Source organism: Pseudomonas sp. S3_G06 (assembly GCF_054667565.1).
Genome location: NZ_CP162738.1, coordinates 2,401,468 through 2,425,342 on the forward strand (window position 1 = coordinate 2,401,468; position 23,875 = coordinate 2,425,342).

A 23,875-nucleotide genomic window follows, 5' to 3' on the forward strand; every position below is an offset into this window, starting at 1 on the left:
CAGCATTGCTGGATGCCCGGGAGGCTGACCATGCTCGATTACTTCGCATTGGGTCTGTTGGTTTTTGTCGGTCTCGTGCTGTTTTACGGGATCATCGTGCTGCATGACATCCCGTACGAGATCGCTGTCCACCGCAACCATCCGCATCAGGACGCGATCCATGCCACTGGTTGGGTCAGTCTGTTCACCCTGCATGCGCTCTGGCCGTTTCTGTGGATCTGGGCGATGGCTTATCGCGAGGATCGCGGTTGGGGTTTCGGCGATGGCAAACCCATCCAGAATCACGTCAATCAACTTGAGCAGCAGGTCGTCGAGCTGCAAGCCCGGATCGAGCGGCTCGAAGCGCAGTCGCCGGTTGCGCCTCACTCTGACAGCCGGGGGATCTGAGCATGGATCTGTTGCTCATCCTCACGTACGCCGCACTCTGCGTCGCCATCTTCAAGATCTTCCGCATTCCGCTGAACAAATGGACGGTGCCCACCGCTGTCCTGGGTGGCGTGCTGATCATCGGCGCGCTGATTTTCACCATGAACTACAACCATCCCTATTCCGAGGTGGCGCGCTCCTACTTTGTCTCGGTGCCGGTCATTCCGATCATCAGTGGCCAGGTGATCGACGTACCGGTAAAGGGCAACGAACCGCTGGAAAAAGGCGACGTGCTGTTCCGCATCGATCCCACGCCTTTCCAGAACCGCCTGAAATCGCTCAAGGCGCAACTGGTTGCAGCGAAGGGCGACCGCTACCGCATCACCGAACTGATCCGCCGCAACTTCGGCACGCAGCGTGAACTGGACGCGGCCATTGCCCGCACCGACGATCTGCAGGCGCAACTGGACAACGCTCAATTTGAACTGGACAACACTGTGGTTCGAGCGCCGAGCAAAGGCTTCGTCACCCACGTTTCGCTGCGCCCGGGAATGATGGCGAGCAAGCTGCCGCTGCGCCCGTCGATGGTGTTTATTCCGCAGGAAGGTCAGTACTTCGCCGCTTGGATGCGTCAGAACAGCCTGCTGCGTCTGACCGTGGGCGACGAGGCCGAAGTCGCCTTCGATGGCATTCCCGGCAAAGTCTTCGCCGGTCGGGTGAAAAGTGTCATCGGGGTGATCGCCGAGGGCCAGGTGCAACCTTCCGGCACCCTGATCAGCTACACCGGCTCACCACCGGCCGGACGGGTGCCGGTGATCATTGAAATCACTGACCCGGCGTTCGCCGAATACAGCGCGCTCATGCCGGGCGGCGCCTACGGGCAAGCGGCGCTTTACAGTCAGCACTTTCATCACATCGGCGCGATGCGCAAAATCCTGCTGCGCATGTCCGCCTGGATGAATTACATTTTCCCCTTCCATTGATTTGATTGACGTACGAGGTTCGCACTGACTACTTACAGCACCCACCGCCTGCCACCGCTGTTGCGCCGTATCCTGCGTCCGTTGCTGGACCCGTATCGGCGCTACCGTCACGCCCGCCTGATCCATTCCGTGCGGGTGGCGTTGGGGTTGCTGGCGACGATTCTGCTGACTACTGGCATCAATCTGCCCCACGGCGAATGGGCATCGGTGACCATGCTGGTAGTGATCGGCGGTTTGCAGCACCACGGCAACATCGGCAAAAAAGCCGCCGAGCGCGCCATCGGCACCTTGATCGGTGCAGGGGTCGGATTGGCCTTGGTGGCGCAGCACGCCTGGCTGGGCATGCCGTGGCTGACCTATTTTTCCATGGCCGTGGTCTGTGGGTTTTTCTCTTATCACGCGATTGGCAAGGGCGGCTACACCGCCCTGCTCTCGGCGATCACGGTGTTCATCGTCGCCGGGCATGGCGACAACCCGATCACCGATGGACTGTGGCGCGGCGTCGACATCCTGATCGGCATCGCCCTCGCCCTGGCGTTTTCCTTCGCCCTGCCGCTGTACGCGGTCTACTCGTGGCGTTACAACCTCGCCGATGCCTTGCGCGACTGCGCCACGGTGTACGGGCGCATCATCAATGGTGAAGCGGTCAGCGCCGACGAACACGTGCGGCTGATGAGCAAGATGGGTACGGTGATGGTGCAGTTGCGCTCGCTGATGCCGTCGGTGTCCAAAGAAGTGAAAATCTCCATGACCGAACTCGACGCGATTCAGCGCAACCTGCGCATGTGCATCAGCACGCTGGAGATCCTCGGCAATATCCGCCCCAACGCAAGCGACCCGCAGGCCACGGCACATCTGCAAACGGCACTGAAGGCTGAGCACCGGCAGATTCGTGTGCAACTGATCGGCATGGCTCGCGCGTTGAAAACCGGCGCTTCGCAACGGCTGGAGCGACCGATGGAGCTGCCAGCAGCGGACCTTGATGCGCCAGTCGCCAATACGCTCGACGGCTATCGGATGCTGACCCGGCAACTGGCGGCCAATATCAGCGAGATGCGCCAGCGCTTGGCAGCAACCGCACCGCGCTGGAACATCTGATCCTTATTGTGCCGCCAGCCGCCGGGCTTTCCAGCCCCAACCTTGTTGCATGCCGGCGGCGGCCAGCAGGATCGCCGCCACGCCGATCCACTGGAGCAATTCGAGGCGATGGCCGAAGGCGAACCAGTCAACAAAGATTGCCGCGATGGGATAGATAAAGGACAGCGCGCCGGTCAATGCCGTCGGCAATTTTTGAATCGCGCCGTACAGCAAAACGTACATCAGACCGGTGTGCACGATCCCGAGAGTCAGCAGACTGGCCCAGGCATCGACGCCTTGCGGCAACGCATCGAAATGCGCGAACGGCGCGAGCAACAACACCCCGGTGCAGACTTGAATCAGCGCGATCAGATGTGGCGGCGTGCCGGTCAGGCGCTTGATGATCAGTGCCGCGATCGCATACAGAAAGGCCGCGCCCAACGCCAGGGCAATCCCCATCAAGTAATCGTTACCCTCCTCACCTTGCGTGCCATGGGCGCTGACGATCGCCAGCATGCCCATGAACGAAATCGCCAGCCAGAACAGCTTCTGCAGGGTAATTTTCTCGCCGAGAAACAGTGCCGCCAGACCGACCAGCATGAATGGCTGCACGTTATAGACTGCGGTGCCGATGGCAATCGAGGCGCGGGAATAGGATGCGAACAGCAGCACCCAATTGCCGACAATCGCCATGCCACTGAGCACCGCCAGCAGAAACGTTGTGCGGGTCAGCATTCCCGGGCGCAGGAAGCCGAACGCGGCGCAGACCAACAGCAACGTACCGGCGCCGAACACGCAGCGCCAGAACACCACGTCGAGCACCGGTTGCCCGGACACCAGAACAAACCAGCCGATCGTCCCGGATATGAGCATGGCGGCGGTCATTTCCAGCGAGCCGCGGCGAATTGTGTTGTCCATTATTGTTCTCCTGAGGCTGTGAGCGAAGCATGGCGAAAGTATGCCAAGCGCACCTCGGGCTGCTCCAGCGCATAAAGCAGGCTAAACTTGGTTTGCGCCTTTTTTATCGAGGGTGATTTGCGCCCTTTGCCTAATTCGGAGTTTGCCTGTGACTGACGATATCGATCAGATCCTCATCAGCGCGCTGATGGAAGACTCGCGTCGCTCGCTCAAAGCGCTGGCGCAGATCAGCGGCCTGTCATCGCCCAGCGTGGCCGAGCGGTTGCGGCGTCTGGAAGAGCGCGGCGTGCTCAAGGGCTACACGGTGGAGATCGATCCGAAATGCTTCGGCTATCAGTTGCAGGCGATCGTTCGCGTACGGCCGCTGCCAGGGCAACTGCAGGAGGTTGAGCGGCAGATCATGTCGATACCGGAGTTCACCGAGTGCGACAAGGTCACCGGTGACGACTGCTTTATCGCCCGCCTGCACGTGCGCTCGATGGAACAGCTCGATACCCTGCTCGACCGACTGAATACGTTGGCCGAAACCAACACCGCGATCGTCAAGAAGACCCCGGTCAAGCGGCGCCTGCCACCGATGGCGTAGGTGTCTTTTACCAATGATCAGGGTAGATTGGAGTTTTTCGCGGCTAAGGAATGGCGCTATGAAAATTCAGGCAATACTGCTGGCCGGCATGCTGCTCGGCGGCTGTGGCACGATTCAGACGGTGGCGCGCGACGACCAGGCTGCCATTGACGGGCTCAAGCAGCAAAAAAGTTATTGCGGCGCGGTACCGAGAATCTACAGCGGCCTCGCTTATGACTTCTGTTCTTTGAATGCGCCGCTGGCCTCGGGTGTTGATGCCGATAATCATCGCAACACTGCGATCCCGGGGCTGTTGGTTGATGCCGTGGTATCCGGTGCCCTCGATACGCTGCTGCTGCCCTACACGATCTACCGTCAGCAAGTGGACGGCAGCATCGTCATCAACTGAGCAGACACTTTTCTCCAGACGATAAAAAACCCGCCGAAGCGGGTTTTTTATTGCAGCCATTACGATCAGTCGTCGCGGCTCATGATGCCGAACAATTGCAGCAGGCTGACGAACAGGTTGTAGATCGATACATACAGGCTGATGGTCGCCATGATGTAGTTGCGCTCGCCGCCGTGGATGATCGCGCTGGTCTGGAACAGAATGCAGACCGACGAGAACAGCACGAAGCCGGCGCTGATCGCCAGTTGCAGGCCGCTGATCTGGAAGAACAAGCTCGCCAGTGTAGCGCCCAGCAGGACAAAGAAGCCGGCGGTGATGAAGCCACCGAGGAAGCTCATGTCCTTGCGGGTGATCAGCACGTAGGCCGACAGACCACCGAACACCAGTGCGGTCATGGCGAAAGCCGAGCTGACCACTTCAGCGCCGCCCTGCATGCCCAGGTAACGGTTGAGGATCGGGCCGAGCAGGAAACCCATGAAACCGGTCAACGCGAAGGCGGATACCAGGCCCCACGCGGAATCACGGAGTTTGTTGGTGAGGAAGAACAGCCCGTAGAAGCCGATCAGCACCACGAAAATGTTCGGGTAGCCGACACGCATCTGCTGGGCTACGAAGGCCATCACGCCGCTGAATGCGAGGGTCAGAGCCAAGAGACCATAAGTGTTGCGCAGGACGCGGCTAACCTCTAGCTGCTCAGCCTGCAGGCTGTTATTAACTGCGTAATCCTGTTCGCGCATGGCGACACTCCTGTTGGTTTGAAACGTTCAGTCGCAAAGATCATAACAGACGCTCTGTAACAAGCCATGCAGAGAGTTTGACAGTGTGTTTCATTCAGGTATTATGGCGCCCGCAACGCAAACGGAGGTGTGGCCGAGTGGTTTAAGGCAACGGTCTTGAAAACCGTCGACTGTAACAGGTCCATGAGTTCGAATCCCATCGCCTCCGCCATATTCTGTACCGACAAAGCCCTGATTATGCAGGGCTTTGTCGTTTCTGGCATTCAGGAAATTGGCTCCTCTCTCTATGGATCGTTTCCGCATCTTTTCGGCCATTTCCGCAACCCTTCCCTTCCGACATCACTGTTTCGACCTCGACACACCTGAATGTGTGCCTGATACGTTTTGCGCGCGGGCTGCCAGGGCTCAGCTGTTTCAGCTTGAATGAGTTTTGCTCGCCTTGATTTTCGGAACCGTGTTGCATGCGACCCCTTCAGCTCCGCAGCCGAGAACAGCTCTACGTCAAATGGCTTCCCGCGCACAGCCGGCCTATGCTCTGCGATGGTTAATGCCTAGCCCCACAATGGGAGAAGTGGAATGACGAAGGACGCGGAACACCCCCTCACTGAGCTGATCTCCATCGCAGCCAAGGCAGGAATTGGATTGCTCCCCGGAGGAGGTTTGCTGACAGCGGGCTATGAAGGGTTGCAGCTGCTTAGTAACCAGGCGGCAGCGCAGATGGAGCGTCGGTCTGAAAAACGTTATCAGGAATTCATCCAAAGCGTCTTTGCTGGGGAGGTTACTCCAGAGGTCACGGAGCACCTGACAGCGGATGATTACACCGCTTTGCTGTCAGGTTGTATGGCAGATATGGAAAACGAGAAGGCCAAATACTATGGGCGCCTGGCTGCGGCCATTGGTCGTGGAGAGGTGCATGGAAAGAGCAGACGTTTCCTGATCATTACGCTCAGTCAGGTTTCAGATGAGCAACTGCAGATGCTCCGCAGGTCCTATGTCGCGACCCGCTTTGACCTAAAACCGAGCCGAGGTAACGGTCATGTTGATCCTATTGAGATACTGCATCTGAGTCACCCGGTACAAAAGCATGAATACGATGAGCTGGTTTCAAGATTGATGTATGTTGATAAAAAACTGACTGAACTAGCTGAGGAGTTGGTTCGGGCATGTTTTACGACTGAAGAGCTCAAACCATACTCCATCGGATATGTTGCCTGGTTCCCAAAGGTTGTGGATATCATCTTCGACACGAACCAATTCACTTTGATTGAATCGTTAATAGACGGTTTTTGGTTGGAAGCAATGCGCACGTCAAATCGTTCAGTTACCGTAATTGACCGTTCTGCAATGGCGAATTTTGCGTCTCCGCGTATCATGGTGGTGGGATCGGAGGCTACACCTGAATATTTGATAGCGCTCAAGGCACGCCTAAAAAATAATGATGTGTTGTTTGTATGTCTGCATGACCATGTGTTGCAGATACAAGCCCATTATCCAGACAGCACCATTATTAATGCCGAAGGGTGGAGTATTCCTCAAATCACTGAAGCAGTCGTGAATCATGTGAAAGCTACCAATGGGCTGTTAGAAGTCGCTTAGCGAGGGCGCAGGCGCTGAATCGCCTGCGTTGGGTAATAGATAATGCCAAGCGGGGAGGCATGCAGCTGTTAAGCGATTCCAGCTGGCACCCACCACCCTATTCAGTATCGGCCAAAAGCAGGTCTTAATATAACTTTTGCTTTTGGCCGTTAGCAGGCCTTCACGAAAGGCCGCTTTGGGTCGAAAACGGCTGCTGGCTCCAATGATGCGAATCTAAGCCACTCAACTGCGGCCGCATGAGCTAGGCTTTGCAAAACCCCATTTACAGGATGGATAGCATGCCAAGTAACTCGGCTCCCAATATCGCCACTGCGGACGCGCTGACATTGCTTCTGCACAACCAGCATGCACTGGCGGCGGCAATCGAGGAGGTCGCCGTTTGGCTTTCAGCCACTGGCGTGGAGGTGGTTGCAGATAACGCTGTGATGGCAATGAAGACCTTAGACACAAATGCAAAAGCAATCACAGATGCGATTATGCGGATACGGCAGTCCTAATATTGCCTTTGCAGGCAGCAATCGGCCATAAGGCGGTCAAGCGTGGCCGTCAGCTTTCGGCCAGAAGTGGCCGTTGGGCATCTACGAATTTCAAGTCGATTCAAGCAGACGGGCAGCAGTTGATGAGATTACGATAGAGGCCAATGGCTATCGAGTATTCATTGGCAGCCAAGAGTACCGTTACGTACCGCGAATCTCCTTATTCGAGCGTCGGTAAGTAATTCGACAGGATGACCGTATAAGCGGAAATACGAGATCCGCGTGCAAGAGGGAGTTTCATGCGCCTAACAAGTTTGAGCATTCGCAACCTCCGAAATTTTGTGTCAATCGATATTCCACTCGCCGGCAACATCGTGTTGCTAGGCGAGAATCGAGTCGGCAAAAGCAACCTGCTGTTTGCCATTCGGTTGGTGCTTGATCCCACCCTTCCTGACTCGATGCGACAGTTGAAACTGTCAGACTTTTGGGACGGTTGCGATCTGACAACGAACCCTCAAATTGAAGTGCATCTGGATTTTGCGGACTTCGACAGCGACGACATGCTGGTTGCCTTGTTAACTGACTTCCGCATAGCAGCCAACCCGACGGTCGCGCGGCTTAGCTATGTCTATCGCAAGAGAGCTGATATCACTGGTGCACCACAGTCCAGCGAAGATTGTGAGTTCGTTGTCTATGGTGGCGGTGATGAATCCCGCAGCGTGCCCAATCGCGTACGCCGCCGTATCGCGCTAGACATGCTTGATGCGTTGCGCGATGCCGAAGCACAGCTTGCGTCTTGGCGACACTCCCCACTTCGGCCTTTGCTCGAGGATGCGTTTTCTTCAGTCAGTCGGACTGAGCTGGAGGGCGTCGCTACTGACCTTGAGGCGGCGACGACGAAGATGGAGAGCTTCCCATCCGTTAAAACACTTGAGGAATCGCTACGTAGAGGCATCCTCGATCTGGCCGGCAGCGCGCATGATCTCAATGCACGGCTGCGCTTCGCGCCGACCGACCCGCTTCGGCTTGTTCGTTCGATCGCCATGTTCATAGACGACGGAAAGCGTGGCATCGCGGAGGCAAGCTTGGGCTCCGCGAACGTTGCCCTGATCGCACTGAAGTTGGCCGAGTTCGCCTGGCGCCGTGAGAAAAATGAGCGGAACTACTCGCTGCTTTGCATTGAGGAACCTGAGGCGCACCTTCACCCCCAGCTGCAGCGGGCAGTTTTCGACAAGCTCTTCAACAACCCTGATACCGCGCAGGCTCTGATCGTGACCAGCCACTCTCCGACTCTGGCTGCGATCGCACCATTGCGTTCAATCGTTACTCTGCGGCGAACGCCTGCTGGTTTGTCCCAGGCTTACTCGCTTGCCGCACTGCCGGTAACATCTAACGAGCTCGACGATATCGAACGGTATCTCACTGCTACGCGATCTGAGTTGCTCTTCGCGAGAGGCGTAATTTTCGTCGAAGGTGACGCAGAGGAAGCTTTACTCCCCGGTTTCGCCGATGCGCTAGGGCACAACCTCGACCATCTTGGCATTACCGTTTGCAATGTGGCGGGGGTGAATTTCGAACCTTATGTGAAGCTGGCGGGTAGTCTCGGTTTACCTTTTGCGGTCGTCACTGATTGGGATCCGCTAGACGGAACAAAACCTCCGCTCGGCAAAGCTCGGACTGTAGGTGTCTGGGACGCCTATTGTACGGTTACTCCCGGAGCGACTCCGTTAACGCCTGAGGGACGTGCATGGTGCGAAAAAGCCGACTTCGCACAATTTAGCGGTAACTGGGCAACGCATGGGATATTTCTGAACGATCAGACTTTCGAAGTAGCTGTGGCAAACACCCCCAGTCTCCAGGGGGCGCTGCTGGACATCCTTGACGAGCAAGGCTTCGGTTCTACTCGCTCGGCGCGCATTGAAGCTTGGCGTTCTGGAACGCCCGTCAATTCCGCCCAGCTACTTGCGATGGTCGCCGATATTGGCAAAGGCCGGTTGAGTGCAAAGCTTTCGATCAAACTGCCAGGGCTGACGCCACCTGACTACATCGCTGCGGCCATCAAGCACGTGGTGTCCCGTGTCTAATCGGCTCGCGTTGGAACACGCGCTTGCAGAGCTCAAACCCAATAGCGAGCAATATGATGCAGTCCTTGAACGCGGGCACTGTGTGGTTTTGGCAGGTCCTGGCAGCGGGAAGACCAAGACCCTGACCACCGCCATGGCGCGTGCTTTGATGGACGAGGTTATCGACCCGCGTGGAGTCGCCTGCATTACCTACAACAACGAGTGCGCGACGGAGCTTGAGGAGCGATTAGCTAAGTTCGGCGTTGCCAACAGCGATCGCAGCTTCATCGGCACAGTCCATAGCTTCGCGCTCACTCAAGTAATTGCACCTTATGCCCGGTGTATTGCTCAGCTGCTCCCGAACGGTTTTCGCGTTGCTACGAGTGGCGAGTGCCGAGCGGCTGTCGAAGCCGCTTATAAATCCGTTTTTGGCGATATGGGCAATGCACTCGAGCGTTGGCGTTTCGCCGAGGAAAAGCGACGTCGGGATGTGGACCGCACTCTACCCACCTGGAAGGGGAAGAATCCTGAGCTCGCCACGTTTATCGAGGCCTATGAGGCGGAGCTGCGTCACAAGGCACTGATCGACTTCGATGACATGCCCCTCATTGCCTTTCGAATGATCAAGGAACACCGTTGGGTTCGTGACGCCCTGAGGGCCCGATTTCCCGTCCTATTTGTTGATGAGTATCAGGACCTGGGCTACGCGCTCCATGAACTGGTACTGCTGCTTTGCTTTGAAAGTGGAATTCGGCTATTTGCTGTCGGTGATGCTGATCAGTCGATCTATGGGTTCAATGGTGCTAACCCCAGCTTGCTGCAAAGTCTCACCGAACGCGGCGACGTCAGAACAATCCGCCTACGCTTCAACTACCGCTCAGGTGCAAAGATCATCAGGGCCTCTTTGGGGGCGCTTGGCGAAGAGCGCGATTACTGCTGTAGGGACGGGGCTCCTGAAGGGGAATTGAGTTTCTTGCCTGTAGTGGGCGACCACGATAAACAGGCCCGATACATCGCTGAGGTCGTCCTGCCGTCACTGCTTGCTCGTGGATTTCAGCTTGAACATATAGGGATTCTTTACCGCGCAGCCTGGCTCGGCGATAAGGTTGCCGATGTATTCAAGGAGAAGGACATCGCCATCCTGCGCACGGACGGTAATGCGCTGGTGAAGCGAAACTCCCGTCTTGCTCGATTCGTCGAAGCTTGCACCCAGTGGGTCACTGGAGGGTGGCGTGATGCCACGCCCCCCTATCATCGGCTGCTGGGCCAGGCTCTGGCGATTGTGTATGGCGGAAGAGTAAGCGCGGCCGAGGAGCAGGCTATGTCTTGCCAATTAATGGCCTTCTTGCGCAGCGGAATCGACCGTAACGAGACTGCCCATCTTTGGCTGGCCCGTTTTGGTCGCGAGCTGATCGCGCCGTGGCGAGCTATTGCCAGAAACACCCATCAAGAGTGGGAGGTGTGTTCGGAGCTTCTAGCTCGGACCGACCCAGCACTGGGACTAGACATGGCGCTTAGCATCTTCTCTGGGCGGATCAATGGCTCTGGCCGAGTGACCCTAAGTACCCTCCACAGCGCCAAAGGCCGCGAATTTGATGCGGTTATTCTGTTTGGTATCAATGCAGAAGACTTCCCGAGTTGGCGCGATAAAAAGTCAGAGCGGGCGATGCGCGAGGCTCGGCGTCTTTTTTATGTTGGTGTGACTCGGCCGAGAAAAGAACTGTGTCTGGTTTTTGAGAAGGGAAATCACTCGCCTTGGGTCGCTGAGCTCTATCGACGGAGCCAGCAGGCGTGAACTTCACCTAAATTGATAACATGACTCCGCTAATCAACGTTCAGGTCACAACGGAGGTCACATTGGCTCGTGTCGCTTGTCTCGGATGGGGCTCCCTAATTTGGGAGCCGAAAGGTTTCGTGGTTCAGGGACAATGGTTTGAAGACGGGCCATTGATACCAGTTGAGTTCGCCAGACAGTCAAAAGATGGGCGAATTACTCTCGTACTGGTCGAAGCTGCAGCAATGGTCCCCTCCCTATGGGCGTTGATGGAGACTGCTGATCTAGCTTCTGCAGTTGAAGCCTTACGCAGCCGTGAAGGGATTCCAATAAAAAATGTGGAAAAGCACGTTTGCCGATGGTCTGCCGGCGAGCCTTCTCCAAGTCTGATTCCAGACTTATCCGAGTGGGCTAACGCCCACGACTTAGTCCACGTGGTATGGACCGGTCTACCCCCCAAATTCAACGGTGCAGAAACCACTCCCGCAGCAGAGCAAGTCGTGGAGTACCTGGAGACCCTAACCGGCGAAGAGCGTGAGATAGCCGAACGATACATTCGCCTAGCTCCACGGCAGATTGATACTCAGTACCGGCGCTCAATTGAATCGTCGCTCCACTGGCATGCCGTGGATGGTGATTAGTAGCCGATAACAGCTTGGTCTGTCCAAGAGCAGGTGGACAGGTAGTTAAGAGTGCAGGTTTTCTAGGCTAACTAGGCCAAACTCTGCACCAGACTCGAAGCTGACTGGCTGCCGGTAAGCACAAATGAGCCCCTGGCAGTAACGAACCGGATGACCTCATTTGGCCGGTAGCTGCCCTTCTTGAAGGGCAGCTTTGGGTCGAAAAGGCAGCTATTGGCCGAAAGCAGACGCTTTTTGAATGACCGCTTTCGGCCATAAGCAACCATTCACATGAACGCCCTTTTCGAGCCTAGACAGCTGGGTTTAGGTATACGAAACCAAGGGCAACTCAGATTATTTACTCGCCCAGCCTAATTCCGGTAGGCTCTATAAGTCAGACTTTATGTGCTAGTGAGTATTTCTTCTATAAGAGTTCTTAAGTTATCTGCCAGTAGCGTGTTCAGAGGGCAACCATTTATGTGCATATTGAGAAAGCGTCGGCCTCCTCCTAGCAGGTCGGACAGACGGATATGCAATAACTCTATCGTCCCCTCTGAGTTTTTACGCGTTAGCTCTGCTTTGGCATCCGGCGTAAGATTCGCAGCTGTCAGAATAATACCTGTGTTTATTTTTTCCCGGTCCATATCTAGGATGAACCCGCCCAGTTGCTCCCGCGTGAAGTCGCTTTGACGTACCTTTATATTTAATGCCGCATTGGTCTCAGGTGTAAGTGAACCATTTTTAATTTGCGAAAAACGTACTACTCCGTCGATTCCACCATCCGCAGCCCCCCGCCTTGCGGGGAGCCCTGTTACCTCGGTGAAAGGGGCAGCACTGAGCAGAGCTCGGATTCGCACTTCCATGATGTCGCGCTTAAAGCTAGGCGTGGTACGCAGCAGCTGAATGACAAGCGTCTCTTCTAAAATACCCACTACGCATCACCAAAAAGAGCTTTCATTTGTTCCGACGAGTATTTCAGACAAAAGTTAACTAATGCCTCAGAGCTATCAAGGGACGTTGGTGCTTGGCTTGCTATAATTATGATTTCCCAATTCATCGCCTTGATTTTTACCATTTCACTCTTAGGTGGTAGTTTCTCGTTTGAATCCTCAGCCTGAAGCTGCTTTACAATTGCAAGTTTGTCGAGGACGGCGTTTTCAAGAATGTCGCGATCTCTCAGGGCTAATCTTGCCGCAGCATTGGAGATAGCGCGTTCGATTGCAGCCGTCGTTGACCTCACGCCGTAAAAAATTCGAAGTTTTTCTACCTGCGGCTTATTTAAAGATTGCTCGCTGAGATTAATAGACACCTTTCGTCGAGCGTTAGTTTTTAATGCTTCAACTCCAATTTTTCGGGCTCTCGTAGAGTTGTTCATATGCCTATTTCCGCAAGAAGGCTGTTCAGTGCAGTATTATATGCTGCATCGCTTAACCGAATTGGAGCACTAGTCGTAGAGGCGTAAGGTACAGTGGTAGTGAGCATCAACACCTCGATGCCTTCGTTGGAGAGCGCGTTGCGCAGGCTTGTAGCCCCTTCTGCGGCATCGCCTGGATACGCCATGTTTGCGAATACCTTCATCTTTGGTCCATTGGGGGAAAGATACGCACCCACGGCGACAGCCCTAAGCTCGTGTGGAATTCTTATCAAGCCAACTTGGTCGAGAGGATTGATCGGTGAGATAACTCTCCAGCCGCTTTGATCCCCCCTAAGCAGATCCTCAAATACAGTGTAGCTGTCGTCAGTGTCGATTACCGCATAATCAAAATTCGACGAGCCGGGGAATCGAGTCGGAACCGCTTCAGTCTCCCTTGAGTCGATCTTATTACCTGTTCCTGCGGCAAACTCTGGAGTCTGTGCCAGCGCTTGGCTCATCAAGAGTCCACCTGCAAGATCCACGGCGAGAACCCTTTGGCCGCGCTTGGCCAAAAGTAACGCGATATTCGTAGCAGTTGTCGTCTTTCCAACGCCGCCTTTCGGCGTATTAATCATAATCTTTATCATTGGCTTCTAATCTTGTCTTAGAGGATGGCTGCTTGCTCTTTAGGTTGGAAGCCTTGCCGGACAAAGCAGAATCACGAGATTACCGCAAAGTCTTGTGGACTGGGCAACCTCAAGCGCCAAGGCAGTGAGTCGCCCAGATGTCCTCGATGCAGAGTGGTTTATTTTGGCTGATAGCCGTCCCTGAGGAATGTCCGCTTTTGGCCGAAAGCAGGTGTTCGTGAGCGGCAGCTAATGGCCGAAAGCAGCCAGCCCCCATCACATTATTCAGGAAGGTAGAACGAAATACTCGCCCGGCATGGCCTAACGCCATACTGCGCAAGAAGTTGCGCACTTGTTTTGTAAAAATGCTAACGGATTCCGCTGGAGGCCATGTACTTCAAGGCCTCCAGCCAAGTGCGCAAGAAGTTGCGCAGTACTGCGCAACTTCTTGCGCACTTCGAGCTACTGAGCTGATCAAAAAACGCTCAAAGACGCGATCCAGAGCGGTCAAGCCCCCGGCTCCCGTGGACGTGGCAAAAGCTGGCACGCTCCTTGATAACAGTCAGACACCCACCGGGCGATTTCGCCTCCGGGCACCCTAACTTTATCCGCAAGGAGAGCACCCCATGGCAACACCAGCGTACATGTCGGTTACCGGCGAAAAACAAGGCCTGATCACTGCCGGCGCTTTCACCGCCGACTCCGTTGGCAACACCTACCAGGAAGGCCACGAAGACCAGGTCATGGTTCAGGCGTTCACCCACGACGTGATCATCCCGCGTGACCCGCAATCCGGTCAGCCAACCGGTCAGCGCGTGCACAAGCCAGTTGTAATCACCAAGGTCTACGACAAGGCCTCGCCTCTGCTGCAAGCAGCACTGACTTCCGGCGAGCGCATGAGCGAAATCGTTATCCAGTGGTACCGCACTTCGGCTCAAGGCACCCAAGAGCACTACTACACCACCAAACTGGAAGACGCGATCATCGTCGCCATCAACAACAAAATGCACAACTGCCAGGATCCAGGCAACGCGCACTTCACCCACCTGGAAGAAGTGCAGTTCACCTACCGCAAAATCACCTGGACCCACGAAGTATCCGGTACTTCGGGTTCCGATGACTGGCGTGCTCCAGTCGTTTAATTACGGCTGACCGTTACACGCATCGGCCAGCTCTGCTGGTCGATGTTGTTTACGCCCCTCCAGAATTTCGCGTACGTTGAGCCGCTTTTTTGCGGTCGTCGACGAGCGCCGCTGTACAGCACGAGGAACAAGGGATGTTCGCGCCGGCCAATGAAACCCACTTTGCCCTGACCATCGAAGGGCTTTCCGCCGATTTTCAGGTATTCATCCTGACCGGCCGGGAAGCCATCAGCCAGCCTTTTGTCTTTGAGGTGGAGCTGGTCAGTGAACAGCCGTCTCTGGACCTCGAAACCCTGCTGCACAAACCGGCCTTCCTGCAGCTGTCGCCTGACGGCAGCGGCATTCATGGCCTGATCTACCGCGCCGCGCAAGGCGATTCCGGCAAGCGTCTGACCCGTTATTCGGTGACCTTGCGCCCGCAACTGGCGTATCTGGCGCACCGCATCAACCAACGCATCTTCCAGAACCTCAGCGTGCCGAAAATCATCGGCATGGTGCTGGAAGAGCACGGCATTCAAGGCAACGCCTACGAATTCAAGACCGGCTCGATCTATCCGGAACGCATCTACTGCGTGCAATACGACGAGTCGGATCTGCACTTCATCCAGCGCCTGTGCGAAGAGGAAGGCATTCACTTCCACTTCCAGCACAGCGCCAACGCGCACAAGCTGGTGTTCGGCGACGACCAGACGGTGTTCCCGAAACTGGCCCCTGTGCCCTATCAGCAAGACTCGGGCATGGTCGCCAGCAACCCGGTGATCAAGCGTTTCGACCTGCGCCTGGAAACCCGCACCAGCCGCACCACGCGCCGCGATTACGATTTCGAAAAACCGCGTCTGACCCTGGAAAGCGAAAACCGTGGCGACGCCCTGCCCGACCTCGAAGACTACGATTACCCAGGCCGTTTCATCGACCGCGAGCGCGGCAAGCACCTGGCCAAACGCGCCCTCGAACGCCACCGCAGCGACTTCCAGCTCGCCGAAGGCAAGAGCGATCAGCCGTTGCTGGTCAGCGGTCATTTCCTCGCCCTGACCGAACACCCGAAAGCCAAGTGGAACGACCTCTGGCTGCTCACCGAAGTCCTGCATGAAGGCAAGCAGCCGCAAGTGCTCGAGGAATCGGTGACCAGCGACACCACCGCGCTGAAAGACGATTTCCATCAGGGTTATCGCAACCGCTTTCAGGCCACCCCGTGGGACGTACCCAACCGCCCGCCGCTGCGCCACCCGAAACCGCGCATCCTCGGCAGCCAGAGCGCGGTGGTTACCGGCCCGAAAGGTGAAGAAATCCACTGCGACGAATACGGCCGCGTCAAAGTCCAGTTCCACTGGGACCGCGAAGGCCAGGCCGACGACAAGACCAGTTGCTGGCTACGCGTCTCCAGCGCCTGGGCCGGCGCCCAATACGGCGGCATCGCCATCCCGCGCATCGGCATGGAAGTGCTCGTCACCTTCCTTGAAGGCGACCCCGATCAACCGCTGATCAGCGGCTGCCTGTACCACAAGGAAAACACCGTCCCGTACGCGCTGCCGGCGAACAAGACCCGCAGCACCTTCAAGACCCTGAGTTCGATGGGCGGTGGCGGCTACAACGAACTGCGCATCGAAGACAAAAAAGGTCAGGAACAGATCTACCTGCACGCCCAGCGCGACTGGGACGAAAACATCGAGCATGACCAGAAAATCCGCGTCGGTAACGAACGCCACGACACCGTCGAGCAAAACAGCTACAGCGAATTCAAAGCCGAAGAACACCACACCGTCTACGCCGACCGCAAAGTCGAAACCCGCGCCAACGACCACCTCACCGTCGGCGTGAATCAGCACATCAAGATCGGCACCGGCCAGTTCATCGACGCAGGCCAGGAAATCCACCTGAGCAGCGGCATGAAAGTGGTCATGGAGGCTGGCGCGGAACTGACTCTGGTCGGCGGCGGAAGCTTCATCAAGATCGACGCCGGCGGCGTGACCTTGAGCGGCCCGGTAATCAACATGAACTCCGGCGGCAGCCCCGGCGTTGGTACGGGCGCCGCGCCGTTGATGCCCGGCGTGCTGAAACAGGCGGATGCCGACAAGGCCGGCCAGGTCCTGACCCCGGCCCAGATCAACACCCTCAAACGCAACGCGCCGTTCTGCGAAGAATGCGAAAAATGCAAGGCAGGTGCCTGTGCCATCTGATCGATTGACACCCAAAGACTGGCTGGCGCAACAGCCGTTGCAGAGTGGCGAGCGTTTGTATCTGGTGATCAGTGCGGCGAGCGATGCCGACGCCCTGAAAACCCTGTACCTCACCGAACCCACCGCCCAGCTCCTGCCGATCTGGGGCGGCACACCCTACGCCACTTGGCAGCCGGTGATGCCTTACGTCACCGAGCTCAAAGCGAACTCCGCCTTCCTGCCATGGATCGCCGAAACCGACGCCCTCGACTGGGGCTGGCTGGCGGTGTCGCGTTCAGAGCCGAACGAAGTGTTCGAGCATCTGCGCAGCCTGACGCAGGTAAAAATGCCGGAGGGCACCGAGGTGTTTTTCCGGTTTTGGGATGGGCGGCATATTTATCCGATTCTGCGGGGGCTTGGGGAGAAGGCTGGAGAAGTGCTGCCGATGTTTGAGCGGTATCTGATTAATGGGCAGTCGCTGGAGGTTGGGACGCGGGTTGTGCCGAAGGTGAAGGATTGGCCGTGGTGGGAGGTGCCGAAGCCGTTACTGGATGGCTTGGCCAAGGAAAACCCGACGACGCTGATCAGCAACTTGATGCAGTGGCTGGAAGAAGACCGACCAGACATTTATACCGCCTGGCCCGAGAACAACCTGAAGCTGAAAATCAGCCGTTTCGTGCGCCGTCCGGACGTACCAAAAAACCTTAAAGAAGCACTGTTAAATCACCTGATTCTGGAGCAAGGCTGATGGATCGCGTTGCCACTATCGAAACCCAATTGGACTCCTTCAAAAACAGCCTCAAGCTGTACCGCGAGGAAACCAAGAGCTGGTACGCACAGCTTGCTGACAAAGCCAGCCGAGCCGCAGACATGCCCTCCCTGCTTGGAATGGAGCGCGTGATAAAAGCCGGCGACTCTAGCAAGTCTGTCAGCATGACTGATGGTGATTTTTCATACGTCGCCAAGTGCCCGCTTGTAGGGCCGCTGCTGATTGAGAGCAAATTCGAATCGGTTTTCGACATTCCTATCGGCGATATCAAAGTCGATATCATTGCCGTGGATGGAGGCGCCAAGTCGACGATTACCTTGGATAAACAGGGTAAAGGCAGTTTTCAGGGACAGCCTGGAAAATCCTACAAGATCCACGTCCACGATCAGGTGACACCTGCGCAGATCGATACGCTGTTCAAATCCTACGACGGTTTAGCTGCCGATCTAGAAGGATTCATGCGCAAAGAATGGGCAGGCTTCAAACCGCAGTGGTCGAACCAGAGTGCATCAGCCAAAGCGATGGCAATTGGGGTCGGCATTCTCGAGGGCGGATGGGAAGCTATCAAAGGCGTTTGGGATGGCATCTCGAAGGCCTTGGACATCCTTCAAAACCCTAAAAAGTTCGCAGAGGATTTAGGGACCGGTGCCGAGGAACTGATCAAGCTGGCCAAAGAGGCGCCAGATGTGATGAAGCAGGCCATGTTGCTTGCCAGCGACGAGGCCGCGCTGTTCTTGATGGTGCATTGCGCTTCTATCTGGGTTTCAGCATTGCCACCGACGCAAGCGGCTGGCCAAACGGCGAAGATGACATCTGCAGCCGTTATCGGAATTCTCATCGACATCGTGATTTCCGTCGTACTGACCGTCGCAGCAGAAGGCGCCGGGCTATTTTACCTGGCCGCACGTTTAGCAAAGTACGGCCAGATCATCGTCAAGGCTGTTACCGGATTCGTGAAGTCGTTATTCAGCATCATCAAAGGCTTCATGGGTTACGTCGGTAAATACGTCGCTGTCGCCGCTCGTGGAGTAGCGACGCGAGTAGAAAAAGGAGTCGCACAGCTACGTTTTGATGGCAAACGTAACACGACCGTTGAACACGGCAAGCGCCCTGATGACGCCTCGAAACAATCGAAGAATCCTGACGACAAGAGTGCGGCGCCGGCGCAAGACACCTGCACCAACGGCTGCCCGGTCTCGATGGTCACGGGCGAAGAATTACTGACTCTTACCGATGGTCAACTCGATGGTCTGCTTCCGTTTGAGTGGACGCGCCTTTATCGCACCAGTGCGGTCGAGATCGACAGCCGCCTTGGGTTTGGTTGGAGCCACGCACTTTCTCACCGACTGGATCTGGATGATGAAGGCGTCCTGTGGACGGATAACGAAAACCGAACCACTCGTTTTCCGATGCCGACACAGCAACGCCCCGCCATCATCAACAGCCTGTCGAAAGCGGCCATCTACCTGGGATCGACACCAGGCGAACTCATCCTGACGCAGGCCGGGCAGAATCCGCGCTTTTATCATTTCCGTGCGGGACGCTTGATCACCATCAGTGACGCGTACAACAACCAGTTACAGCTGAGTTACGACTTCGCTGACCGAATCCAGCGTATCGACAACAACGCCGGACGCTCCCTGTTAGTCCGCCACGAAGATCGTCACATCGTTGCCGTGGATTATCAGCAGCGCCGTGCTGAGTACACGGAGCAGGGTCAACGGCAGGAGCCATGGATCACCGTTCAAACGCTAGTGACCTATCGGTATAACGCACAGGGCCAGCTCATCAGCGCCACCAATGCTGCCGGTGAAACTGAACACTATCGTTACAACGACCAACACGTCATTTTGGAACGACAACTGGCCGGTGGTGCGAGCTTTTTCTGGGAGTGGGAAAACGAAGGCAAATCGTCACGCAGCATCCGTCACTGGGCCAGCTTTTCGCAAATGGACTCGCAGTACGCTTGGGACGATGCCGGCAAGGTTACCGTTACAAACGCGGATGGGAGCGAGCAGGTTTATGTGCATGACGAAAATGCTCGACTCATCAGCGAGCTCGCTGCGGACGGTGCTGAGACTCAAAAGGCTTATGACGACAAAGGTCGGCTGATTGCAGAAAAGGATCCTCTCGGAGCAATTACCGAATACCGTTACAACGATGCCGGCCTGCTTGCCGTTGTTATTCCTCCTGAAGATGCGCCGACGTTCTACGAATATCGACATGGCTTTGTGAGTGAGATTCACCGAGGTAAAGCGAGCTGGAAATACCAGCGAAATAGCCAAGGCGATATCACCCGCCAGACAGATCCTGACGGCAACGAAACACACTACAGCTACGATGCCCAAGGTCGTGTGCTGGAGATCGTTCATCCAGACGGCGGACGGCATCAGCTTGCCTGGAATGGACTGGGCCAATTGCTCGAAGAAGCATTGCCCGATGGTGGTCGTCGTAAATACCGCTACGACGCACTGGGTCGTCAAATCACCCGGCAGGACGAACACGGCTCGATCACCCATTATCAATGGGACGCGGCTGGCCGCTTGACGCAGACCACACAGCCCGGCGGTGCAACTCGCACTTATACGTATAACGCCTACGGCAAAGTCACAGCCGAGCGCGATGAACTGGGCCGTATTACTCGCTACGAATACGCCGACAACCTGCAACTTGTCAGCCGCCGCATCAACCCGGACGGCAGTGAGCTGCGCTATCGCTACGACAACTCACGCCTGCTGCTGACTGAGATCGAAAATGAGCGGGGCGAACATTATCAGCTCGACTATTACTCAAACGGGCTGATACAGCAGGAGACGGGATTTGATGGTCGCCGTACTGCCTACGAATATGACCTGAATGGCAACCTGCTGAAGAGAACTGAGTACGGCGACGACGGTAGCGAGCTGGTCACTGAATACCAACGTGACTCCGCTGGCCGCTTGCTTGTGAAGAAATTGGCCGATGGTGAGGAAGTTCACTACAGCTATGACGCACTCGGTCGCTTGGTCAATGTTGATGACGGTCACTGGCCACTGGCTTATGAATACGACTCCCAAGATCGGCTGATCACCGAGCATCAGGGTTGGGGCACCCTGCGCTACGAGTACGACAGCGTCGGCCAGCTCAAACATTGCCGTCTACCGGACGGTAGCAAGCTCGACTATCGCCGATTGTCCGGCGGTAATCTCAGCAGCATTGACCTCAACGGTTCTCGCCTCACATCTCACCAGTTTAAGGCTGGTCGTGAACAGCAACGTCAACAAGGCTTGTTGTTGAGTCAGTATCAATACGACGATCAGGGGCGCTTGCAGGCTCACAGCGTTAGCCAACGCGACAGCATCGTGCTGCAGCGCCGATATAACTACGACGCGGCGGGTAACCTTTCAGGCATAAATGATAGCCTCAAAGGCACCCGCAATTTTCACTACGATCCGCTTGATCGCCTGATCAGTGTTCGCGGTGCAACACCGGAGAGCTTCGCGCACGACCCAGCTGGCAATCTGCTGGGCCAGAACAACGAAGGCACCGCCAATCTTGCGAACGTCCAAGGCAACCGGCTGCTCATGCAGGGCGACCGTCACTACGACTACGATGCCTATGGAAATCTGATTCGCGAGCGCCGAGGTACCGGGCAGAAGCTCGTCACTGAATACCGCTATGACTGCCAGCATCGCTTGATCGGCGTCAGCCTACCCGGCGGGAGTATCGCGACCTACAAATACGATGCCTTCGGTCGCCGTATCGAGAAAACAGTCGATGGCCACACCACCGAATTCCTCTGGCAAGGCGAACGGCTGATTGTAGAGAGTGGTGAAAATCGATATCGCACCTATGTCTATGAGCCGGACAGCTTTCGCCCCTTGGCGATGCTCGACGGTGAAGGCCCACTGAAAGCCACGCCCTTCTATTATCAGCTCGATCACTTGGGCACGCCGCAGGAGCTTACCGATTACAGCGGCGCGATCATGTGGTCGGCCAAATATCGGGCCTATGGAAACCTGGCTGCGCTGGATGTCGCGGAGATCGACAACCCGCTACGGTTTCAAGGCCAGTATTTCGACGCAGAGAGTGGACTTCATTACAACCGCCACCGGTACTACAACCCGAGCACAGGACGGTTTCTAACTCCCGACCCGGTAAAGCTTGCAGGTGGCCTGAACAACTACCACTACGCCCCCAACCCTACCGGCTGGGTAGACCCGCTCGGCCTAATGTTCAGGGCGATTACTAAAGCGATTTCTGGTGTTGCGAAAAAGGCACCACTGAAGCCCGCTGCGAACTGCCCCAAGCCTGGAGGATCATCTTCTCCGAGCACTACCCCTACCCTTGCAGACTCCAGCGTAAAGACTGGAGACGTCACCCCGCCGACGGTCGTCGAGTCAAAGCCCGATTTTTATGTTGGCCCATCCGGACCGGACTCGACCTTACCTTCGACGGCATATCGATACATGGGATACAAGGACGCAGACGGAACCGTAAATACTCACGCGCAGAACACGATCAACTCAGGCGACGCACGGCTGTCGTATTTCGGGTTCGATAAATTTGAGACTGGAGACGCGGCTACGGAAGCATTGCAAATGAGGGCGCCGAAGCACATCACTCCTGCTGACCCTGACCCTGCATGGAGTGATGGTCGTCTGCGATTAAAGTTCGACACGCTGCAACTCTATAAGGACGGCGTGCCAACCGTTACAGTGCCATATGAGCTTGGTGGTAAGGGTCCGAACCTGGAGCCCTTCACAAAAGCGTACCCTGGCTACGGTACGGGTGGTGCGCGACAACTTATTCCGAAACCGGGTACCACCACCATCATCAAAGCAGATGAAGTCACGATTTTGCCGGAGAAGTAACAGTGCTAACCGATCTAGAGGCGCGCGTAGCGCTCAAAGAACTGATTGAAAAATACCTCAAGGGAAGAGATCCGGATTTCGACCGTCTGATCGAAATCGTTCAGGACCCTTCGCGTCAAGTTCCGATCAGAGGTGTGCTTGAGGACATTAGACGTTTCAACAAAGTCCAGTACACACAGCATGAGCTAGAGCTGATCGACGACCTTTTATACATGTATGGGTAAAGCGCGCTCGGCGCTAAGAACTGCCACGTATGGAGCGGAAGTAGCTATCAAGCAGTGGTGCAGCCTCCAGCAGCCATCCAATAACGGGAGCCTGGCGAGTGTTGATAGCCCTGTCGTCGAGACCTGACCTGTAAAAAGCCCAGCCGAAGCTGGGCCTAATTTTTTTACTATCGCAGCGCCCAGTTGGTCTGGCCGCGTGCAATCACGCCAGGAGTACGACCGTAGCGCTGCGCAAGAGAGGGAGCCAATTCAGGAAAAAGCTCTTCCATATACGGGACCATCATGGCCACGTATACCTCGAAGGAAGGGTGCTTACGCCATTGTCCTCCTTCGATAGTATTGTGGTATGAACGATCAAACCATCCGCGCAAAACTAGCAGCGCCCCCTCAATACGATCTTCCAAGAGATCGGCACTGCGCGCCTTGGTGTGGCCATCCTTTTTCAAGGTTTCTCGCTCCACGTAAGTTCCTGGTCGATAGCCAGTGATCTCGTGAACCTCCATGATCCGCTCATGAATCTCGCGATGCTCCTTTTGATCGCTTCTAAGATCAGCAGCAAATCGGAAGTCACAGTAAAGGCAATGTGCGACAGCATTCGGACCACCTGGTGAATCCAGGTAATGATCGATCACTGCCTGAAACCGGCTGTTCAGCTCTTTATAATTGCGAACACCGAGAAGCTCCGCCGCGGCAAGGTCTAATCGCTTACCGTGAGGCAGTTCTGGATGCGCTTGTCTGAGTTGCTTCGCGAGGCGCTTGACGCTTTTTACGTCAGCGAAAGTAAGGGCGTGTTGCATATCAGCCTCCAAGGGCTGGGCCTGTTGTCCACTACGAGAACCCAATACAGGGCTTGTCTGAAACGGGTGAAATCACGATAGCGCTATTGCTTTGCTAAAAGTGGACGGCGGGCACCTACCGAATGTGCCTATTAATAGGTTACTGGAATCCTAACGAACGCCGCAAGGTAACCAAAAAAGAAATGAGTCTCGTGCTCCTACTGAGGTTGTAGAGTCGTCGAGCGACTAAAAGCGCGGGGCACTGACAATGCGGTTATCGATTTCCCTTAGAAGATTTCACGACACGTTGGGCGAAAGGAGTTTTCTGAATGGAGTTTCATGAGGGTGAGCCGACTATCACCCATAGTTTCAGCGTTAAGTCTGGGCAACC

General features: G+C 55.8%; 20 protein-coding genes and 1 tRNA gene. 15 read left to right on the forward strand and 6 right to left on the reverse strand.

Annotated elements, in window-relative coordinates; all coding sequences use genetic code 11:
* The first annotated feature begins 30 nt into the window (after positions 1 to 30).
* From AB4N47_RS10730 to AB4N47_RS10740, 3 genes are read left to right on the forward strand one after another with little or no spacing between them, the layout of a single operon-like run.
* Positions 31 to 387, forward strand: a complete 357-nt coding sequence (locus AB4N47_RS10730; protein ID WP_110599509.1) for a DUF3302 domain-containing protein — start codon at positions 31 to 33, stop codon at positions 385 to 387.
* 2 nt (positions 388 to 389) lie between these two features.
* The gene (locus AB4N47_RS10735; protein WP_016774598.1) at positions 390 to 1,349 is read left to right on the forward strand and encodes an HlyD family secretion protein; all 960 of its coding nucleotides are present in this window, start codon (positions 390 to 392) and stop codon (positions 1,347 to 1,349) included.
* A 57-nt stretch (positions 1,350 to 1,406) separates the two neighbouring features.
* Entirely contained in the window at positions 1,407 to 2,447 is a 1,041-nt protein-coding gene (locus tag AB4N47_RS10740) for an FUSC family protein (protein ID WP_281881380.1), read from the forward strand.
* A gap of 3 nt (positions 2,448 to 2,450) precedes the next feature.
* Here AB4N47_RS10740 and AB4N47_RS10745 read toward each other — a convergent pair whose 3' ends face one another.
* On the reverse strand, positions 2,451 to 3,344 hold the full coding sequence (locus AB4N47_RS10745) for a DMT family transporter (RefSeq protein WP_123442578.1): 894 nt from the start codon (positions 3,342 to 3,344) through the stop codon (positions 2,451 to 2,453).
* 148 nt (positions 3,345 to 3,492) lie between these two features.
* Here AB4N47_RS10745 and AB4N47_RS10750 point away from each other — a divergent pair, with 148 nt between their 5' ends.
* Together AB4N47_RS10750 and AB4N47_RS10755 are read left to right on the forward strand one after the other, a co-directional pair.
* Entirely contained in the window at positions 3,493 to 3,930 is a 438-nt protein-coding gene (locus AB4N47_RS10750) for an Lrp/AsnC family transcriptional regulator (protein ID WP_056785725.1), read from the forward strand.
* Between the two features lie 58 nt (positions 3,931 to 3,988).
* Entirely contained in the window at positions 3,989 to 4,318 is a 330-nt protein-coding gene (locus tag AB4N47_RS10755; RefSeq protein ID WP_071172328.1) for a YceK/YidQ family lipoprotein, read from the forward strand.
* Between the two features lie 65 nt (positions 4,319 to 4,383).
* Here AB4N47_RS10755 and AB4N47_RS10760 read toward each other — a convergent pair whose 3' ends face one another.
* On the reverse strand, positions 4,384 to 5,055 hold the full coding sequence (locus AB4N47_RS10760) for a Bax inhibitor-1/YccA family protein (RefSeq protein ID WP_341637636.1): 672 nt from the start codon (positions 5,053 to 5,055) through the stop codon (positions 4,384 to 4,386).
* 123 nt (positions 5,056 to 5,178) lie between these two features.
* Here AB4N47_RS10760 and AB4N47_RS10765 point away from each other — a divergent pair.
* From AB4N47_RS10765 to AB4N47_RS10785, 5 genes are all read left to right on the forward strand, one after another.
* Positions 5,179 to 5,266, forward strand: a tRNA-Ser gene (locus tag AB4N47_RS10765).
* A gap of 365 nt (positions 5,267 to 5,631) precedes the next feature.
* Positions 5,632 to 6,651: a hypothetical protein gene (locus AB4N47_RS10770; RefSeq protein ID WP_460154507.1), complete on the forward strand. Its 1,020-nt coding sequence runs from the start codon at positions 5,632 to 5,634 to the stop codon at positions 6,649 to 6,651.
* Positions 6,652 to 6,929: 278 nt separating this feature from the next.
* Positions 6,930 to 7,148, forward strand: a complete 219-nt coding sequence (locus AB4N47_RS10775; protein ID WP_460154508.1) for a hypothetical protein — start codon at positions 6,930 to 6,932, stop codon at positions 7,146 to 7,148.
* A gap of 278 nt (positions 7,149 to 7,426) precedes the next feature.
* The gene (locus AB4N47_RS10780; RefSeq protein WP_460154509.1) at positions 7,427 to 9,211 is read left to right on the forward strand and encodes an ATP-dependent nuclease; all 1,785 of its coding nucleotides are present in this window, start codon (positions 7,427 to 7,429) and stop codon (positions 9,209 to 9,211) included.
* Positions 9,204 to 10,985, forward strand: a complete 1,782-nt coding sequence (locus AB4N47_RS10785) for an ATP-dependent helicase (protein ID WP_460154510.1) — start codon at positions 9,204 to 9,206, stop codon at positions 10,983 to 10,985. The genes AB4N47_RS10780 and AB4N47_RS10785 overlap by 8 nt, the downstream gene beginning before the upstream one ends.
* Positions 10,986 to 11,985: 1,000 nt before the next feature.
* Here the strand turns inward: AB4N47_RS10785 and AB4N47_RS10790 are convergent.
* From AB4N47_RS10790 to AB4N47_RS10800, 3 genes are read right to left on the reverse strand one after another with little or no spacing between them, the layout of a single operon-like run.
* Positions 11,986 to 12,516, reverse strand: coding sequence for a restriction endonuclease (locus AB4N47_RS10790; RefSeq protein WP_460154511.1), 531 nt, complete (start codon positions 12,514 to 12,516; stop codon positions 11,986 to 11,988).
* Positions 12,516 to 12,959 (reverse strand): hypothetical protein, encoded by a 444-nt coding sequence (locus AB4N47_RS10795; protein ID WP_460154512.1) that lies wholly within the window; start codon positions 12,957 to 12,959, stop codon positions 12,516 to 12,518. The genes AB4N47_RS10790 and AB4N47_RS10795 overlap by 1 nt, the downstream gene beginning before the upstream one ends.
* Entirely contained in the window at positions 12,956 to 13,585 is a 630-nt protein-coding gene (locus AB4N47_RS10800; protein ID WP_460154513.1) for a nucleotide-binding protein, read from the reverse strand. The genes AB4N47_RS10795 and AB4N47_RS10800 overlap by 4 nt, the downstream gene beginning before the upstream one ends.
* A 605-nt stretch (positions 13,586 to 14,190) precedes the next feature.
* Between AB4N47_RS10800 and AB4N47_RS10805 the strand changes: the two genes are divergently transcribed.
* From AB4N47_RS10805 to AB4N47_RS10825, 5 genes are all read left to right on the forward strand, one after another.
* Complete coding sequence (locus tag AB4N47_RS10805) at positions 14,191 to 14,706, forward strand: Hcp family type VI secretion system effector (RefSeq protein ID WP_007949952.1); 516 nt, start codon at positions 14,191 to 14,193, stop codon at positions 14,704 to 14,706.
* 134 nt (positions 14,707 to 14,840) lie between these two features.
* Entirely contained in the window at positions 14,841 to 16,883 is a 2,043-nt protein-coding gene (locus AB4N47_RS10810; RefSeq protein ID WP_460154514.1) for a type VI secretion system Vgr family protein, read from the forward strand.
* Complete coding sequence (locus AB4N47_RS10815) at positions 16,873 to 17,610, forward strand: DUF4123 domain-containing protein (protein WP_460154515.1); 738 nt, start codon at positions 16,873 to 16,875, stop codon at positions 17,608 to 17,610. The genes AB4N47_RS10810 and AB4N47_RS10815 overlap by 11 nt, the downstream gene beginning before the upstream one ends.
* A complete protein-coding gene (locus tag AB4N47_RS10820; protein WP_460154516.1) occupies positions 17,610 to 22,484 on the forward strand; it encodes an RHS repeat-associated core domain-containing protein in 4,875 nt (1,624 codons plus the stop codon). Before AB4N47_RS10815 ends, AB4N47_RS10820 begins: the two co-directional genes overlap by 1 nt.
* Positions 22,485 to 22,486: 2 nt before the next feature.
* Positions 22,487 to 22,708, forward strand: a complete 222-nt coding sequence (locus AB4N47_RS10825) for a hypothetical protein (RefSeq protein ID WP_460154517.1) — start codon at positions 22,487 to 22,489, stop codon at positions 22,706 to 22,708.
* Between the two features lie 167 nt (positions 22,709 to 22,875).
* Here AB4N47_RS10825 and AB4N47_RS10830 read toward each other — a convergent pair whose 3' ends face one another.
* Entirely contained in the window at positions 22,876 to 23,505 is a 630-nt protein-coding gene (locus tag AB4N47_RS10830; protein WP_460154518.1) for a hypothetical protein, read from the reverse strand.
* Between the last annotated feature and the right edge of the window lie 370 nt (positions 23,506 to 23,875).